We start from the raw sequence: 15,036 nt of genomic DNA, 5'->3' as shown, positions 1-15,036 counted from the left end.
TTCCGGGTCAACCCGTCAGTCCTGGAGGATTCGCCAATGCCGTCACCGACCACCGTCGAACTGCTGTGGGGGACCAGGCAGCCGCCGCGGCGCGGGCCCAAGCCCTCGCTCACGCTGGGCGGGATCGTCGGCGAAGCCATCGCGCTCGCCGATGCCGAGGGCTTGGCCAACCTGTCCATGCAGCGCCTCGCCGAGCGGCTCGGCTACACGAAGATGTCGCTGTACCGGTACGTGCCCGGCAAGGAGCAGCTCATCGCGCTGATGCTCGACGCCGCGATGGGTGAGCCGCCCGAACCGCCGGGGAACGCCTCCGGTCCCGAGCGCTGGCGGGCGGCCCTGCGCGCTTGGGCGCTGGCCATCTTCGAGCGCTACCGCGCGCACCCGTGGACGATCGAGGTCGCGGTCGGAGCGCGCCCGATCGGCCCCAACGAGATGGGCTGGCTGGAGGCCGCCGTGACCGCGATGGACGGCATGGGGCTCACCGGGCCCGAGCGGCTGGACACCGTGGTCCTGCTCAACGGCCACGTGCGCAGCCTCGCCCAGCAGGTCGGCGCCGTCGGCGACACGGATCTCGCCGAGCAGGTGGTCCGGCAGTTCGCCGAGACGATGGACGCGGCCGCCGATCGCTATCCCGCGGTCAAGGCGGCTTTCGCCGAGGAGGCGGCGCACCCGCCCTACACACAGGACCCGGGTGACGCACTCTCCTTCGGGATCGAGCGCGTCCTCGACGGCCTCGCGGTCCTGGTGGCGCGCCGGGCCGCCGACACCACAGCGGGCGGCCCGGCGGCATAGGTCCTCCGCCTTGCCAGGCGACGATCCGATTCACGAAGGCATCCGGCCGGACCTCGACACAGGGCCTAGAGTCGAAGCATGTCCGACGACGAACCCGAACTGCAGCAGGACGCCATCACCACCGTGCGGGAATTCTTCGCCGCGCTGGAGCTCGGCGCGGTCGGCGAGGCGCTGGAACTGCTCGACCCGGGCATCGTCTGGAAGAACACCTCGCTACCGGACGTGCGCGGCATCCAACGCGTCGGCGGCGTGCTGCGCGGGCTCGACCGGCCGGTGTTCGGCTTCCGGGTCGACATACACCACATCGCGGGCGACGGTGACATCGTGCTCACCGACCGCACCGACTACCTGCGCCTGGGCCGGGTGGAGATCGGGTTCTGGGTGACCGGCACCTTCGCACTGCGCGACGGCCGAATCGCGCTGTGGCACGACCACTTCAGCTGGGAGAATTTCCTGCGCGGTACCGCCGTCGGACTCTTCCGCGCCGTGTTCGCCCGCCACTGAATCCACGCTCGCCGTTATCGATTCGCCCGGGGCGCAGCGGCTTTCGGCGCCGATTGCCGGACGGTCGCGGCCGCGTTGCCCGCGGCCGTGCTGTCACGAATGCGCGATCAGGTAGTCCAGGTAGAACGGCCGCAGCTGCTCGGCCACCGCGCCGTCGCCCGCGTGGATGTAATTGTCGAGCAGCGGCAGCACGTACTTGATGTCCGCCTCGCTGTCGCCGACGTTCCCGGCGGCGGCCTCGGCGGCGGGAATGCGGGTGAGCAGCTGCCACAGGTACTTGATGTCACCGCGGCGCACGGCCAGCCGCACCGCCCGGTCGTGCAGCTCCTTGGACGACAGGTTCTCGAATTCCTCGTTACCGGCCATGCTTCGACTTTAGTCGGCACAGGCGGGCGAAGTCCGTCGAAAATCTCGCGCATTGCCGGAACGGAAGCCGGAGGTGCGCCTGGTCGGCGCAGCCGGGTGAAGTCCGCCGAAGACCCCGCGCATAGCCGGAACGGAGGCGGTCCGCAGGGCTGGACGCATTCTGGCGAAAACCCGCGAATGGCCGGGGCGTAGATGACGGTTCGCCTCCGGTGAGCTGCGGCGACAACAGATCCGGCGGCCGAGCTGAGGCGCGCGTTAACGGGATCTTCACCGACACGCCTCACGGTCCCCGAGCGCAGACCGGCCAGTCGGCGGTAACTTCGGAGATGCGGACCGCGTCGGTGTGGTTCGTACGGGAGGTCCTGACCGTGACTGAGCTACTCAGTACGAGGGGGCCGGCACCCGGCCCTCGTGGCATCTGACGCAAGTCGGATCCAGAAGGACGGACCGGTCCAGCGAGATCGTCCACGCGGGTGCCGTGTGGACACAAAAGGAGCCCACCGTGACTGCTGCACGCTCCGTTCCCGCCCCCTCGGCGCACTCCTCCCGTTCCGCCGGCACAGGAAAGCGCGCCGCTGTCTCTTCGGACACCAAGGGGGCCCGCCCCTCGCTCTCCCACACTCCCGGTGCCAAGACGTTCGTCATCGACACCTCGGTCCTGCTCTCCGATCCCTGGGCGTTCACCAGGTTCGGCGAGCACGATGTCGTCCTCCCGCTGGTCGTCATCAGCGAACTCGAGGCCAAGCGGCACCACCACGAACTGGGCTGGTTCGCCAGGGAAGCCCTGCGCAACCTGGACGACCTCCGCCTGCGGCACGGCAGGCTGGACGAGCAGGTGCCGATCGGCACCGAGGGCGGAACGCTGCAGGTGGAACTCAATCACACCGACCCCACGGTTCTGCCGGTGGGCTTCCGCACCGAAACAAACGATTCCCGGATCCTGGCCTGCGCCTTGAATCTCGCGGCTGAAGGTCGCCAGGTCGTCATGGTGTCCAAGGACATTCCGCTGCGCGTCAAGGCGAGCGCGGTGGGTCTGCACGCCGACGGATATCACGCGCAGGACGTGGTGACCTCCGGTTGGTCCGGGATGGTCGAGATCGACGTCTCCTCCACTCGGATCGATCAGCTCTACGCCGAGTCGGTGATCGACCTGGACGAGGCGCGGGAACTGCCCTGCCACACCGGAATCCGGCTGCTCGGCACGAGCTCGAGCGCGCTGGGCCGGGTCACCCCGGACAAGCGCGTGCAACTGGTGCGCGAGCGTGAGGCCTTCGGGCTGCACGGGCGCTCGGCCGAACAGCGCATCGCGCTGGATCTGCTGATGGACGAGAGCGTCGGCATCGTCTCGCTCGGCGGCAAGGCGGGCACCGGCAAATCGGCGCTGGCGTTGACCGCCGGTCTGGAGGCGGTGCTCGAAAGGCGCACGCAGCGCAAGGTCGTGGTGTTCCGTCCGCTCTACGCGGTCGGCGGCCAGGACCTCGGCTACCTGCCCGGCAGCGAGAGCGAGAAGATGGGTCCGTGGGCGCAGGCCGTCTTCGACACCCTCGACGGCCTCGCCTCGCCCGAGGTGATGGAGGAGGTGCTCAGCCGCGACATGCTGGAGGTGCTGCCGCTCACCCACATTCGCGGTCGCTCGCTGCACGACTCCTTCGTGATCGTGGACGAGGCGCAGTCGCTGGAACGCAACGTGCTGCTCACGGTGCTCAGCCGACTGGGCACCGGTTCGCGCGTCGTGCTCACCCACGACGTGGCCCAGCGCGACAACCTGCGCGTCGGCAGGCACGACGGCGTGGCCGCGGTGATCGAAAAGCTCAAGGGACACCCGCTTTTCGCGCACATCACGCTGACCCGTAGCGAGCGCTCGCCGATCGCGGCGCTGGTCACCGAGATGCTGGAGGAGTACGGCCCGAACGCATGAGCAGGGGCGCAAACACACCCTGAGCTAATACTCGGGGTGTGTTTCGTCTCACATCGAGTGGGTAATATCCGCCGAGTTACCAGTTGAGCAGCAGTCCGGCGCGTCGCGAAGCGATTCGCCGGACTGTTGCCGAACATCGGCCTAGGCTACGCGCGGCGCCGGTGTCAGGGCGCCGTCGGAGCCACACTCGAGAGGGGACGATTGATGCACCACGCTCGACGCACGGCTGGATTCACCATCGCACTGGCGGCCGCGGCACTGCTGGTCGCGGGTTGCGGTGACGACAACGACAGCGACTCCAAGTCGGTCCTGACCACCCCCACCATCGGCATGACGACGACCGGTGCGATGGCCACCACGCACAGCGAGGCGCACGGCACCCAGGGCACCGGGACCCCGGAGCGCGACGAGACCCCGGACGAGACCAAGATCCCCACCGCGGGCGGCGCCGAAGTGACCGTCTCCGGCGACATCTACGACAAGTACATGGCGGCGGGCGGCCCGACCGGCCCGCTCGGTGCGCCACTGGAGCCGGTGGAGAACGCCCCGAACAACGGCAAGTACCAGGACTTCGTCGGCGGCACCATCTACGAGCCCGAGGACGGCGAGCCGCACATCGTGTGGGGCGAGATCCGCAAGGCGTGGGAGGAGAACGGCGGCGCCGCGGGTGAGCTCGGCTACCCGGTCAGCGACGAGACCGACATCCCCGGCGGCAAGCAGACCGAGTTCAGCGGGGGGACCATCACCTGGGTGAATGGGCAGATCACCGTCACCATGAAATAGTGAATCGACACGGCGCCCGAGATCGCGCACCAGCGCGGCTCGGGCGCCGTTCCCATTCCCATCGGTAGAGTCCCGCGGCGCGGGCCGAACGGCTAGGTTGTCATCGTGCAAAATCTCTTGACCGACCGTGAGCTGCTCGAGGCGCTCGCGGATGAGGTGGAACTGAATCTGCGGCGCCACATCGCCGTCGCCGACGGGTGGCAGCCGCACGATTACGTCCCGTGGGACGACGGCCGTAACTTCGCCTTCCTCGGCGGCGAGGACTGGACCCCTGAGCAGTCCGAGCTCAGCGAGCTCGCCAAGGTGGCGTTGACCGTCAGCGTGCTCATCGCGGACAACCTGCCCTCCTACCACCGGGAGATCGGCAAGCACTTGCGCACCGGCTCGTGGTGGCGCTGGGTCGGTCGCTGGACCGCCGAGGAGAACCGGCACGAGATCCTGATCCGCAACTACCTGATGGTGACCAGGTCGGTGGACCCGGTGGACCTGGAACGGCAGCGGATGGCACACATGACGGCGGGATTCCGCCGTCCGGCCCTGCATCTGCTCGACATCCTCGCCAGCTGTGCGTTCGAGGAGGCCGCCTCCGGGATCCGGCACCGCAATATCGCCGCGCTGAACGAGAACCCGATGGTCACCGCCATCGCCGCGCGCATCGCGGCCGACGACGAGCTGCAGTCGGAGTTCTTCGCCGACCTGGTCGCCGCGGCGTTCGCCATCGCGCCCGATCAGACGATGCGCGCGATCGCCGACCGGGTCGCCGGTTTCGAGGTGCCCGCCGTCGCGCTGCCGGACGGCCGCGGCAGCGACGAGGTGCTGGCCGAAGCGGGCATCTACGATCGCGCCAAAGAGGGCGAACTGGTCTTCGCGCCGCTGCTGCGCCGGTGGAACGTCTTCGACCGGACCGACCTCGGTCTCGAGGGCGAGCAGGCCCGCGCCGAACTGGAGCACCTGCGCGTGGTCTCGCCCGCCTGATTTCGCGGGTCCTGAATCACGTAGTGCGCCGGGCGGTTTCGATCCGCCCGGCGCACCGTGCGTCTACTTCTCGTCTTCCACCTTGGCCATGGACAGCACGTTCAGGCGGCGGTCGAGCTCGGCTTCGGTGAGCCGGTCGCCGAGCAGACCGCGATCGATCACCGTCTGCCGGATGGTCTTCTTCTCCTTCAACGCCTCCTTGGCCACCGCGGCCGCCTCCTCGTAGCCGATGGCCGAGTTCAGCGGTGTGACGATGGAGGGGGAGGACTCGGCCAGCGTCCGCAGCCGCTCCACGTCGGCGGTCAAGCCGCGCACGCACTTGTCGGTGAAGAGCCGGGACACGTTGGCCAGCAAGCGAATCGATTCGAGCACGTTGCGCGCCATCACCGGGATGTAGACGTTGAGCTCGAAGGCGCCGTTCGCGCCGGAGAAGGCGATCGCCGCGTCGTTGCCGATGACCTGCGCCGCCACCTGCGTGACCGCCTCGGGCAGTACCGGATTCACCTTGCCCGGCATGATCGAGCTGCCCGGCTGCAGATCGGGCAGCTGGAGTTCGGCCAGGCCGGTGAGCGGGCCGGATCCCATCCACCGGATGTCGTTGGCGATCTTGGTGAGACTCACCGCGACGGTGCGCAGCGCGCCGGACAGCTCGACGAGACCGTCGCGCGCGGCCTGCGCCTCGAAGTGGTCGACGGCCTCGGTCAAGGCGTCGATATCGGTCGACTTCACCAGTTCCGCAACGACTTTCGCGCCGAAACCGGCGGGCGCGTTGAGGCCGGTGCCCACCGCGGTGCCGCCGATCGGCAGCTCGCCGAGGCGCGGCAGCGTCGCCATCAAGCGGTCGATGCCCGCGGCGACCTGGCGGGTGTAGCCGCCGAACTCCTGGCCGAGCGTCACCGGGACGGCGTCCATCAGGTGGGTGCGCCCCGACTTCACCACGGTGCGCCACTCCTCGGACTTGTCCAGCAGCGCCAGTCGCAGATGCTCGAGCGCGGGAACCAGATCCTTGATGACGCCCTCGGTCGCCGCGACGTGCGTGGCGGTGGGGAAGGTGTCGTTGGACGACTGCGACATGTTCACGTCGTCGTTGGGGTGCACGTCGACGCCGTTGGCCTTGGCGATCGAGGCGATCACCTCGTTGGCGTTCATGTTGGAGCTGGTGCCGGAACCGGTCTGGAAGACATCGATCGGGAACTGGTCGTCGTGCTCGCCTGCGGCGATCTCGCCCGCGGCGGCGATGATCGCGTTCGCCTTGACGGGGTCGAGCAGGCCGAGATCCTTGTTCACCTCGGCGCACGCGGCCTTGAGCAGTCCGAGCGCGCGAATCTGCGCGCGCTCGAGGCCGCGCCCGCTGATCGGGAAGTTCTCCACGGCCCGCTGGGTCTGCGCGCGCCACAGCGCGTTCGCCGGGACCCGTACCTCGCCCATGGTGTCGTGCTCGATGCGGTACTGCGTCTCCTCGGTCATATTTCCGACCCTATGCCGCACGAGGACGCCGTGGGGCCGCCACGCCTGAGCGGAATCCCACACCGGTCCGGCGGAATACCGTCCGCCGAACCGGCGACGCCGACGTCAGGAGGAGAACAGCATCTTGCCGAAGGAGTTGTGCCGATGGTGGTGCCCATGCCCGTAGTGCGGAGCGGGCGCGCCCCACGCGGGAGCGGGAGCGGCCGGGGGCGGCGGCGGTGCGGCGTAGCCCGCCTCGAGCCGGGTGAGGTTCTCCAGCTCGCCGTAGTCCAGGAAGATCCCCCGGCAGTTACCGCACTGTTCGATGTGCACACCGCTGCGGTTGTACGTCTGCATCAATCCATGACATTTCGGACACTGCATTCCGGCGAGGCTAGTCGATTTCCGGCGCCTGTGCGGGCGTCATGACCTGTCCGATGCCATGGCTATCCGTCGGCACGCGTCCACCAAAGCCGTGTCCAGATCATCGAGTTCGCGTCCCTCGCGTCCGGCGGCGACCACGGCCAGCGCGGCCGCCTGCACCGCGACGGCGCGCGCCGGACGGTCGAGCGCGGTCCACTCGTCCGTGTCCCGCGGTACCGCGACACCGCCCGCGGCGCGATAGGCGTCGAGGAACCGAAGCCAGGTCACGGGCTCGAGAATGCCCGCGGCGAAGAGCGCGGCGGGCCGGGCCAGATCCCACGCCGGATCGCCGACGCCGAGGTCGTCGATGTCGATGAGCCGCCACGGGTCGCCGCCACACGGCCCACGCACCAGCTGACCCAGATGGAAGTCGCCGTGCACGAGGGTGCGGGTGGTCGCTGTCTGTTCGGGGAGTGCGGCGAATGCTCGGCACACGATCGCCGCGGCCGCTTGGTTCGCGATATCACCGGCGTCCCGCAGTCGATGGATCGCGCGGTGGACGCGCGCAGGGCCGCCCGCCTCCGGCAGGTCGCGCCGCCCGGGTTCCGGCATCGTGTGCAACCGGGCGAGCAGCGTCGCGGCGGCTTCCCATGGCGCGGCGTCTGGATCGTGGGGGTCGACCGGTTCGCCGTAGGCCCAGGCGGTGATCGTCCGGCCCGCGTGGCGTGTGAGAAGCGCGTCGCCGATCGGCAACGGCGGCAACAGGATCTCGCGCCAGCGCGGTGCGGTCGCCAGTCGAAGGCGGGAAAGCAACGCTGCCGCATCGGTTTCCACCGAGTGGGCCTTGACGACGACCGCTCCGACCCGCACCACGAGCACATCGGCACGCTCGACCACGAGCACCGGCGGCGCGCAGCCCGCACCGGCCCGCGCGGCTGTCTCGGCCAGTGCGTCGACGAGTTCGGTTGTGTTCGACGGTGATTCCCGGTCGGACTCGATCCCCACCGAGTCATCGTCCCCTATGATCTGCCGCCGGGTCACGGCTCACCACCGGGCAGCCCCAGCGCCGTCGGCAGTGCTCACACGAGCACAGGGCGGCCAGTTCGCCCGAGAGTCCCCTATACGCGAGCGGCCGCACCCGGAGGTCCGGATGCGGCCGTGCGGGAAAGCGGATCAGGGCATCGGCGGGACCGCGTGCTCGTCACCGTGGAAGTCGACCGAGGAGTACTCGCGCAGCTTGGTCAGGCGGTGGTAGGCGTCGATCATGCGGACGGTGCCCGACTTGGAGCGCATGACGATCGACTGGGTGGAGGCGCCGCCACCGTAGTAGCGGACGCCGCGTAGTAGGTCGCCGTCGGTGACGCCGGTCGCGCAGAAGAAGACGTTGTCGCCGGACACCAGGTCCTGGGTAGTGAGCACCCGGTCCAGGTCGTGTCCCGCGTCGATGGCCTTCTGCCGCTCCTCGTCATCCTTCGGAGCCAGCATGCCCTGCAGTTCGCCGCCCATACAGCGCATGGCCGCCGCGGCGATGATGCCCTCGGGGGTGCCGCCGATGCCGACCAGGATGTCGGTGCCGGAATCCGGGCGGGCCGCCGCGATGGCGCCCGCGACGTCGCCGTCGGAGATCAGCCGGATGCGGGCGCCCGCGTCGCGGACCTGCTGAATGAGGTCGGCGTGCCGGGGCCGGTCCAGGATGCAGACGGTCAGGTCGGACACCGCGGACTTCTTCGCCTTGGCCACCCGGCGGATGTTCTCGCCGATGGGGGCCGAGATATCGATCACATCGGCGGCGTCGGGGCCGACCGCGATCTTCTGCATGTAGAACACCGCCGACGGGTCGAACATCGCGCCGCGCTCGGCGACCGCGAGCACCGAGATCGCGCCGGGGGAGCCCTTCGACATCAGCGTGGTGCCGTCGATCGGGTCGACGGCGAAGTCGAGTTCCGGGCCGGTGCCGTCGCCGACGGCCTCGCCGTTGTACAGCATGGGCGCCTCGTCCTTCTCGCCCTCGCCGATCACCACGATGCCGCGCATGGAAACCGAGCTGACCAGCTGCCGCATCGCGTCCACGGCGGCACCGTCGCCACCCTCCTTGTCGCCGCGGCCGACCCAGCGCCCGGCGGCCATGGCTCCTGCTTCGGTCACCCGGACCAGTTCGAGCGCAAGGTTGCGGTCCGGCGCCTCGCGGCGGCTTGGTGCGGGCGAAGATGCCGTCATGGCGGGGTGCCTCCCTCGGTTCGTGCGTACGGGACGATTGTCTCATTTCATGGTCGCGCGTCCTGCACCCCTGGTCCAGGCCACGGGGGTGCCCGGCCGCGCACCCGGCCACCGAGTGGATACTGGGAGCGTGTCCTACCAAAAGCCACGCATCCTGCACGACTACAAGGATCTGTTCTTCTCGCTGATCCCCCTGGTGCTGATCGCCGTGGTCTTCGCCGCGCTGGCCAGCCAGTGCAGCTTCGCCGCCAAGGGGCCGACGCCCGGCCAGATCCCCCACTTCGACGTGAACGCGGCGTTGAAGACCGACGCGCGCACGCTCGCGTTCCCGATCCGCAATCCGAGCGTGCCCGCCGAGTGGACTCCCAACTCGGGAAACCGCGACACCGTCACCGGTGCGGGCGGCGGCCCGGTCAGCACCGTCGGCTACATCACCGGGCAGGGCACCTACATGCAGCTGACCCAGAGCAGCGCCACCGAGGAGTCGCTCGCGCGCTTCGTGCTCGGCTCGCGCTACGCCAGCGGCGCGGAAAAGATCGGTGACCAGAAGTGGGTCGTCTACGCCGAGCCGACCGAGGAGACGGCGTGGATCGCCGACCTGGGCGGTGTGCGCGTGTTGATCACGGGGGCAGGGAACAAGGCGGCGTTCGAGACGCTGGCCCAGGCGGTCACGGCCGCTCAGCCGCTGGCGCGCTGAGGTCGATCGGACGCTGAGGTCGATCAGGCGCTGGGGCGTTGAGCTGATTCGCACTGGCGCGTGGGCTGATTCGCGCTGGGCGCTGGGCCGATTCGTGCTGGGGCGTTGAGCTGATTCGCACTGGGCGACCGCCCGCGCTCACGCGTGGCTGACGACGTTGACGATCGTTCCGCTCGGATCGCGGACGAAGAATCGGCGCACGCACGCCCCACGGCTCGTCGCGCAGTTCGTAGACGATGTCGGCGCCCGACGCGGTCATCGCCGCGTACACGGAGTCGACATCGTCGACCTCCACGCTCATGCCGGGCTGTGGCTGCTCCACCTCCGGCCCGATCAGCAGCACCTGGGCGGTCGGGTTGGCGGGCGAGGCCATGGTGACGGCCCAGCCGAGGTCCATCGCCTCGGCGAAGCCGAGCAGCCGGTAGAAATCGCGGCTGCGCTCCATGTCGTCGGTGCAGATATCGGGTGTCGCGCGGCGGATGGTCACAGCTCCTCCTTGCGGGTGTCCGAACCTCGGGGTCACTCCTCGTCGGCCGCGGCGCGCGCGAGCGCGTCCTCGACCCGCTTGCGCGCGCCCGCCAGGTGTTCCTCGCACCGGTTGGCCAGCGCCTCGCCGCGCTCCCACAGCGCCAGCGAATCGTCGAGGTCCATACCGCCCTGTTCGAGCATCTTGACCACGTTCACCAGTTCGTCGCGGGCGCGTTCGTAGCCGAAGCTCGCGATCTCGGCCAGCTCGTCCTTGCCGGCTTCGGCCAAGGTCAGTTCCCTCCTGTGCGTTCCTCGTCGTCCCGGCGGGCGCCGGAATCCGCGGTGCGTGCGCTCGGCGTGCGCGCCCCGAGCGCTTGGGTGCCGAGCGCGGCCGCGGTCACGGCGCCGTCGGCGACCCGGATGCGCAACTGACTACCCGCGGGCGCGTCCTCGATGCTGCGTACGACGTGCCGTTCGGCGCCGGTCACGCGCTGTACGACAGCGTAACCGCGGGCCAGCGTCGCGGCCGGACCCACGGCGGTGAGCTTCTCGCGCAAGTGCCTGGTCGCGGTGGCCTCGGTGCGGACCGCGTGATCGGCGCAGCGCCGCGCCGACGCGCGCAGCCGTTCGATCTCCTCGCCGCGCCGATCGATCTCGCGCAGCGGGTCGGCCAGCACCGGGCGCGAACGGAGCTGGGTCAGCGCACGGGTCTCGCGCTCCACCCAGCCGCGCAGCGCGGCGGCCGAACGGGCGCGCAGGTCACGCACGCCGGACAGTTCCGCGGCGGCGTCGGGCACGATGCGCTTGGCCGCGTCGGTCGGCGTCGCGGCGCGCAGATCGGCGACGTAGTCGGTGAGCGGGTTGTCGGGTTCGTGGCCGATCGCGCTGACGATCGGGGTGGTCGCCGCCACGATGGCGCGGCACAGCGCCTCGTCGGAGAAGGGCAGCAGGTCTTCGACGCTGCCGCCGCCGCGGGCGAGCACGATCACATCGACGGCGGGGTCGCGGTCGAGTTCGGTCAGTGCGTCCAGGATCTGCGGCACCGCGGTCGGACCCTGCACCGCGGTATTGCGCACTTCGAAACACACTGCGGGCCAACGGTTCCTGGCGACCGTCAGGACGTCGCGCTCGGCGGCGCTGGCCCGGCCGGTGATCAGGCCGACGGTGCGGGGAAGGAAGGGGATCGGCCGCTTGAGCCGGGGATCGAAGAGGCCTTCCGCGTCGAGCAGCGCCTTCAGCCGCTCGATGCGGGCGAGCAGCTCGCCCACCCCGACGGGCCGGATCTCGATGACACGCAACGACAGGGTGCCGCGGCCGGTGAAGTAGGTGAGTTTGCCGTAGACCACCACCCGGCTGCCCTCTTGCAGCGGGGTCGGGGAGCGGCGCAGCAGGTCGGGGTCGCAGGTCACCTGGAGCGACATGTCGGCCGACGGGTCGCGCAGCACCAGGAACGCGGTGCGCGCTCCGGGACGCACGTTGATCTGGGTGATCTGACCCTCCACCCAGATGGAGCCGAGCCGGTCGATCCACTGCATGACCTTCACGGCCACGGAGCGCACCGGCCACGGATGCTCGGCGGAGTTGGCGGGTGCCGCGCCTGCCTCGGCGGACGACTGCTGACCGCTCTGTGTCATACGGACAGGTATACGCGGCGGGGTTGGCCGGACCGAGCCCGGCCAACCATCGGCGAGGTCGTCGCGGGTGCGGTCACTGGGCCCGGACGGTGGCGATCCGGTTCGTCAGCATGGTCACGAACGGCGCCCTGGCGCGGGTCTGCTGCTCGTAGTCGAGCAGCGCGGTGAGGTCCTCGACGGTCAGCATGCGCAGGCGAGCGCGCAACTGGGCGAGAGTCATGGTGGCGTAGTCGTAGCGGGTGGCGACCTCCGGCTCGGCGACCTCGGCCTGCTCGTCCGAAGCGGACGGCGTCTCGGCGGAAGCCGTCTCCTCGGCGGGCTCGGGGTCGGTGATCTCCGGCACTGTGATGCTTTGCACGGGGGCGACATACCCGTTGGTGGAGCTCGCCGTCGGCTCGTCGGCGGTGTACAGGTCGAAGCGGCTGGTGCGGCCCGCGGTCGTGACGTCGTCGCCGGAGGATTGCTCGGCGCCGAGATCCTCGTCGAACGTCGCCCATTCCGGCTGTTCCACCGGGCTGTTGGACAGCCGCTCGAACACCGCGTCGCCCTTGAGAGCGAGGCTGGTCACGAACTGCTGCACGTGCATGGTGGTCTGCAGCATCTGGCTGATCGCGGTGATCGGGAAGTTCATCGCGGCCGTCGGTAGCCGACGGGTTTCTTCGAGGGCGTAGACGGCGGCCCCGGCGGCGACCCGGGCCAGAAACGGAGGTCGGAACATGGTCATAGCCTGCCCGATACCGCGTGATCTGCAAAGAATTAGTGTGCGACGTCCGGACCTTCGTCCGTCCAGGCCCGGGACGGATCCTCCGGCGTGTTCGCTGGTTACGTTGTCGTTCGCTGTCACAGACAGATTGTGACTCAACTATCCGGTGAGGGCCGATCAGGCTCGACCGCCATCGTGGGACTGGCCGCGCGCACGTATTCTGGGGGGCATGTCTTCGGCCATCCCTTTGAACGTCGGAATCGCCCGCTCGGCGGGCGCCGGAACCGCCGATGCCGACGGTGGTAAGCGTGTGCTGCTAGCCGAGCCGCGCGGATACTGCGCGGGCGTCGACCGCGCGGTGGAAACGGTGGAGAAGGCGCTGGAGAAGCACGGTGCGCCGATCTACGTGCGCAAGGAGATCGTGCACAACAGGCACGTGGTGGAGACGCTGCGCGACCGCGGTGTCGTCTTCGTCGACGAGACCGACGAGGTGCCGAACGGCGCGGTGGTGGTGTTCTCCGCGCACGGCGTCTCCCCGGCCGTGCACGAGGCCGCCGCGGCCCGCGATCTGCACACCATCGACGCCACCTGCCCGCTGGTCACCAAGGTGCACCAGGAGGCCAAGCGGTTCGCGCGCGACGATTTCGACATCCTGCTGATCGGCCACGAGGGCCATGAGGAGGTCGAGGGCACCGCGGGCGAGGCGCCCGACCACGTCCAGTTGGTCGACGGGCCGGACGCCGTCGACCGCGTCACCGTGCGCGACGAGAACAAGGTCATCTGGCTCTCGCAGACCACGCTGAGCGTCGACGAGACGATGGAGACGGTGCAGCGGCTGCGCGAACGCTTCCCCGCGCTGCAGGACCCGCCCAGCGACGACATCTGCTACGCCACCCAGAACCGCCAGGTCGCGGTGAAGGCGATGGCGCCGGAATGCGATCTGGTCATCGTGGTCGGCTCGCGCAACTCCTCGAACTCGGTGCGGCTGGTCGAGGTGGCGCTCGGCGCGGGCGCGCGGGCCGCGCACCTGGTCGACTTCGCCCGCGAGGTGGACCCGGCCTGGCTGGAAGGCGCCCGCACGGTCGGCATCACCTCCGGCGCGTCGGTGCCGGAGATCCTGGTGCGCGGTGTGCTGGACATGCTCGCCGAACACGGCTACGCCGACGTGCAGCCGGTGACCACCGCCAACGAGACGCTGGTCTTCTCGCTGCCGAGGGAACTGCGCACCACTCGGCGCTGAACAAAATCGACCGCCGAACGCTCAGCGATCGACGGTCGACGGTCGACGGTCGACGAGCTTCGAACTGGCTCAGAGGCTTTCCGGCTTGCGCCGCTGGGTGCGGCTCGAATCGCGTTCGCGGTAGCGCACATTCGGCTGCGGATGCGGCGGCACCTCGGCCCGGCCGCGGGCGCCGCGCTGGGGTTCGGCCTCCGGGCGCGACACCGCCGACGGACGCTGGCCGCGCCCGGCCGGTCTGCCATCGCGGCCTCGGCCGTTCGCGCCGACCCGGGGCGGGGCGTCGGCGACGGCATTGGACGGACGGCGACCGGGGCGAGGCGGTTCGTATTTGTCGGTCACCGGGTCCTCCTCCACCTCCTGCTGTGGTCGCCGCAAGCGGCGGCGGGCAGGCTCGGCGGGCTCGTCCTCGTCTCGACGCTTCACGGCGCTGCGCCCCCAACTCGAACCGCGGCGAGCCTCCTTCGAGCGTTCCGTGGCCGACTCGCGCCTGACCATCATGATGCGCGCGCCGCCGATGGCCAGCACCAGCGCGGTGGCGAGAATCATCGTCGGGAACCGGTTCACCAGGGGGATGGCCAGGTTCAGCAGGATGTCCTTGAGTCCGGTGGAGATCCGGCCGGTCAGTTGCTGATAGGCCAGCGGAACCGCGAGGAAGAGCAACAGCGGCGGCAACACCATCGTGGTGAAGATCCCGCGGAACCGCACAGTGAGCACCGCGGCGACACAGCCGGCGATATACAGCGCGGCGAAGCTGGCGGTGAGCTCGGCGCTGTCGCCGACGGCATCGATCAGGAAGCCCAGCAACGTGCACGCGACCGCGATCAGGACTGCTCCCCAGGCCGGGACTCCCGGCACCGAAGGCAGGACCGAACGTTGCGGCGCGGGCACCCGGGATCGCACACGTTGGGTAGCAGCCACGCCATGAACACT

General features: G+C 69.7%; 17 protein-coding genes. 7 read left to right on the top strand and 10 right to left on the bottom strand.

Going from position 1 to position 15,036, the window contains the following annotated elements:
* Positions 1-36 precede the first annotated feature (36 nt).
* Together AC3EO7_RS02410 and AC3EO7_RS02405 are read left to right on the top strand one after the other, a co-directional pair.
* Complete coding sequence (locus AC3EO7_RS02410; RefSeq protein ID WP_431964656.1) at positions 37-792, top strand: TetR/AcrR family transcriptional regulator; 756 nt, start codon at positions 37-39, stop codon at positions 790-792.
* 78 nt (positions 793-870) lie between these two features.
* A complete protein-coding gene (locus AC3EO7_RS02405; protein ID WP_431964654.1) occupies positions 871-1,296 on the top strand; it encodes a limonene-1,2-epoxide hydrolase family protein in 426 nt (141 codons plus the stop codon).
* Positions 1,297-1,389: 93 nt separating this feature from the next.
* Here AC3EO7_RS02405 and AC3EO7_RS02400 read toward each other — a convergent pair whose 3' ends face one another.
* Entirely contained in the window at positions 1,390-1,662 is a 273-nt protein-coding gene (locus tag AC3EO7_RS02400) for a hypothetical protein (RefSeq protein ID WP_357452528.1), read from the bottom strand.
* Between the two features lie 643 nt (positions 1,663-2,305).
* Between AC3EO7_RS02400 and phoH2 the strand changes: the two genes are divergently transcribed.
* From phoH2 to AC3EO7_RS02385, 3 genes are all read left to right on the top strand, one after another.
* Positions 2,306-3,580, top strand: a complete 1,275-nt coding sequence (phoH2, locus tag AC3EO7_RS02395) for an RNA 5'-3' helicase PhoH2 (RefSeq protein WP_431965371.1) — start codon at positions 2,306-2,308, stop codon at positions 3,578-3,580.
* Between the two features lie 204 nt (positions 3,581-3,784).
* On the top strand, positions 3,785-4,363 hold the full coding sequence (locus AC3EO7_RS02390; protein WP_431964652.1) for an LGFP repeat-containing protein: 579 nt from the start codon (positions 3,785-3,787) through the stop codon (positions 4,361-4,363).
* A 105-nt stretch (positions 4,364-4,468) separates the two neighbouring features.
* Positions 4,469-5,338, top strand: a complete 870-nt coding sequence (locus AC3EO7_RS02385) for an acyl-ACP desaturase (RefSeq protein ID WP_431964650.1) — start codon at positions 4,469-4,471, stop codon at positions 5,336-5,338.
* A gap of 63 nt (positions 5,339-5,401) precedes the next feature.
* On the opposite strand, the gene AC3EO7_RS02380 is transcribed toward AC3EO7_RS02385, so the two are convergent.
* The 4 genes from AC3EO7_RS02380 to glpX all read right to left on the bottom strand — a co-directional run bounded on the left by AC3EO7_RS02380 (position 5,402) and on the right by glpX (position 9,364).
* Positions 5,402-6,805 (bottom strand): class II fumarate hydratase, encoded by a 1,404-nt coding sequence (locus AC3EO7_RS02380; RefSeq protein WP_431964648.1) that lies wholly within the window; start codon positions 6,803-6,805, stop codon positions 5,402-5,404.
* A 105-nt stretch (positions 6,806-6,910) separates the two neighbouring features.
* Positions 6,911-7,168 carry a TFIIB-type zinc ribbon-containing protein gene (locus tag AC3EO7_RS02375; protein WP_431964646.1) on the bottom strand — a complete coding sequence of 86 codons (258 nt, stop codon included), beginning with the start codon at positions 7,166-7,168 and terminating at the stop codon, positions 6,911-6,913.
* 39 nt (positions 7,169-7,207) lie between these two features.
* The gene (locus AC3EO7_RS02370) at positions 7,208-8,152 is read right to left on the bottom strand and encodes a phosphotransferase family protein (RefSeq protein ID WP_435590338.1); all 945 of its coding nucleotides are present in this window, start codon (positions 8,150-8,152) and stop codon (positions 7,208-7,210) included.
* A 168-nt stretch (positions 8,153-8,320) separates the two neighbouring features.
* On the bottom strand, positions 8,321-9,364 hold the full coding sequence (gene glpX, locus AC3EO7_RS02365) for a class II fructose-bisphosphatase (RefSeq protein WP_435590337.1): 1,044 nt from the start codon (positions 9,362-9,364) through the stop codon (positions 8,321-8,323).
* A gap of 130 nt (positions 9,365-9,494) precedes the next feature.
* On the opposite strand from glpX, the gene AC3EO7_RS02360 reads away from it, so the two are divergent.
* Positions 9,495-10,061, top strand: a complete 567-nt coding sequence (locus AC3EO7_RS02360) for a DUF4245 domain-containing protein (protein WP_431964640.1) — start codon at positions 9,495-9,497, stop codon at positions 10,059-10,061.
* On the opposite strand, the gene AC3EO7_RS02355 is transcribed toward AC3EO7_RS02360, so the two are convergent.
* The 4 genes from AC3EO7_RS02355 to AC3EO7_RS02340 all read right to left on the bottom strand — a co-directional run bounded on the left by AC3EO7_RS02355 (position 10,033) and on the right by AC3EO7_RS02340 (position 12,881).
* Positions 10,033-10,548 (bottom strand): VOC family protein, encoded by a 516-nt coding sequence (locus AC3EO7_RS02355; protein WP_435590336.1) that lies wholly within the window; start codon positions 10,546-10,548, stop codon positions 10,033-10,035. The genes AC3EO7_RS02360 and AC3EO7_RS02355 overlap by 29 nt on opposite strands.
* Positions 10,549-10,580: 32 nt before the next feature.
* Positions 10,581-10,817 (bottom strand): exodeoxyribonuclease VII small subunit, encoded by a 237-nt coding sequence (locus AC3EO7_RS02350; RefSeq protein WP_431964636.1) that lies wholly within the window; start codon positions 10,815-10,817, stop codon positions 10,581-10,583.
* A 2-nt stretch (positions 10,818-10,819) separates the two neighbouring features.
* On the bottom strand, positions 10,820-12,163 hold the full coding sequence (gene xseA, locus AC3EO7_RS02345) for an exodeoxyribonuclease VII large subunit (protein WP_435590335.1): 1,344 nt from the start codon (positions 12,161-12,163) through the stop codon (positions 10,820-10,822).
* A gap of 73 nt (positions 12,164-12,236) precedes the next feature.
* Entirely contained in the window at positions 12,237-12,881 is a 645-nt protein-coding gene (locus AC3EO7_RS02340) for a lipid droplet-associated protein (RefSeq protein WP_431964632.1), read from the bottom strand.
* A gap of 214 nt (positions 12,882-13,095) precedes the next feature.
* On the opposite strand from AC3EO7_RS02340, the gene AC3EO7_RS02335 reads away from it, so the two are divergent.
* Positions 13,096-14,106 (top strand): 4-hydroxy-3-methylbut-2-enyl diphosphate reductase, encoded by a 1,011-nt coding sequence (locus AC3EO7_RS02335; RefSeq protein ID WP_435590334.1) that lies wholly within the window; start codon positions 13,096-13,098, stop codon positions 14,104-14,106.
* A 69-nt stretch (positions 14,107-14,175) separates the two neighbouring features.
* Here AC3EO7_RS02335 and AC3EO7_RS02330 read toward each other — a convergent pair whose 3' ends face one another.
* Positions 14,176-15,024 carry a DUF6542 domain-containing protein gene (locus AC3EO7_RS02330; RefSeq protein WP_435590333.1) on the bottom strand — a complete coding sequence of 283 codons (849 nt, stop codon included), beginning with the start codon at positions 15,022-15,024 and terminating at the stop codon, positions 14,176-14,178.
* Positions 15,025-15,036 lie beyond the last annotated feature (12 nt).

The organism is Nocardia sp. bgisy118 (assembly GCF_057708605.1).
Note: the sequence above shows the minus strand (reverse complement) of the source record. Positions and strands in the feature narration are given on the sequence as shown.

What these genes read in the sequence shown, in the direction of transcription:
- AC3EO7_RS02335 (WP_435590334.1), top strand. Translation starts at nt 13,096, where the DNA reads ATGTCTTCGGCCATCCCTTTGAACGTCGGAATCGCCCGCTCGGCGGGC.
- AC3EO7_RS02375 (WP_431964646.1), bottom strand. Translation starts at nt 7,168, where the DNA reads ATGCAGTGTCCGAAATGTCATGGATTGATGCAGACGTACAACCGCAGC.
- AC3EO7_RS02400 (WP_357452528.1), bottom strand. Translation starts at nt 1,662, where the DNA reads ATGGCCGGTAACGAGGAATTCGAGAACCTGTCGTCCAAGGAGCTGCAC.
- xseA (WP_435590335.1), bottom strand. Translation starts at nt 12,163, where the DNA reads ATGACACAGAGCGGTCAGCAGTCGTCCGCCGAGGCAGGCGCGGCACCC.
- AC3EO7_RS02390 (WP_431964652.1), top strand. Translation starts at nt 3,785, where the DNA reads ATGCACCACGCTCGACGCACGGCTGGATTCACCATCGCACTGGCGGCC.
- AC3EO7_RS02410 (WP_431964656.1), top strand. Translation starts at nt 37, where the DNA reads ATGCCGTCACCGACCACCGTCGAACTGCTGTGGGGGACCAGGCAGCCG.
- AC3EO7_RS02340 (WP_431964632.1), bottom strand. Translation starts at nt 12,881, where the DNA reads ATGTTCCGACCTCCGTTTCTGGCCCGGGTCGCCGCCGGGGCCGCCGTC.
- AC3EO7_RS02405 (WP_431964654.1), top strand. Translation starts at nt 871, where the DNA reads ATGTCCGACGACGAACCCGAACTGCAGCAGGACGCCATCACCACCGTG.
- AC3EO7_RS02380 (WP_431964648.1), bottom strand. Translation starts at nt 6,805, where the DNA reads ATGACCGAGGAGACGCAGTACCGCATCGAGCACGACACCATGGGCGAG.
- glpX (WP_435590337.1), bottom strand. Translation starts at nt 9,364, where the DNA reads ATGACGGCATCTTCGCCCGCACCAAGCCGCCGCGAGGCGCCGGACCGC.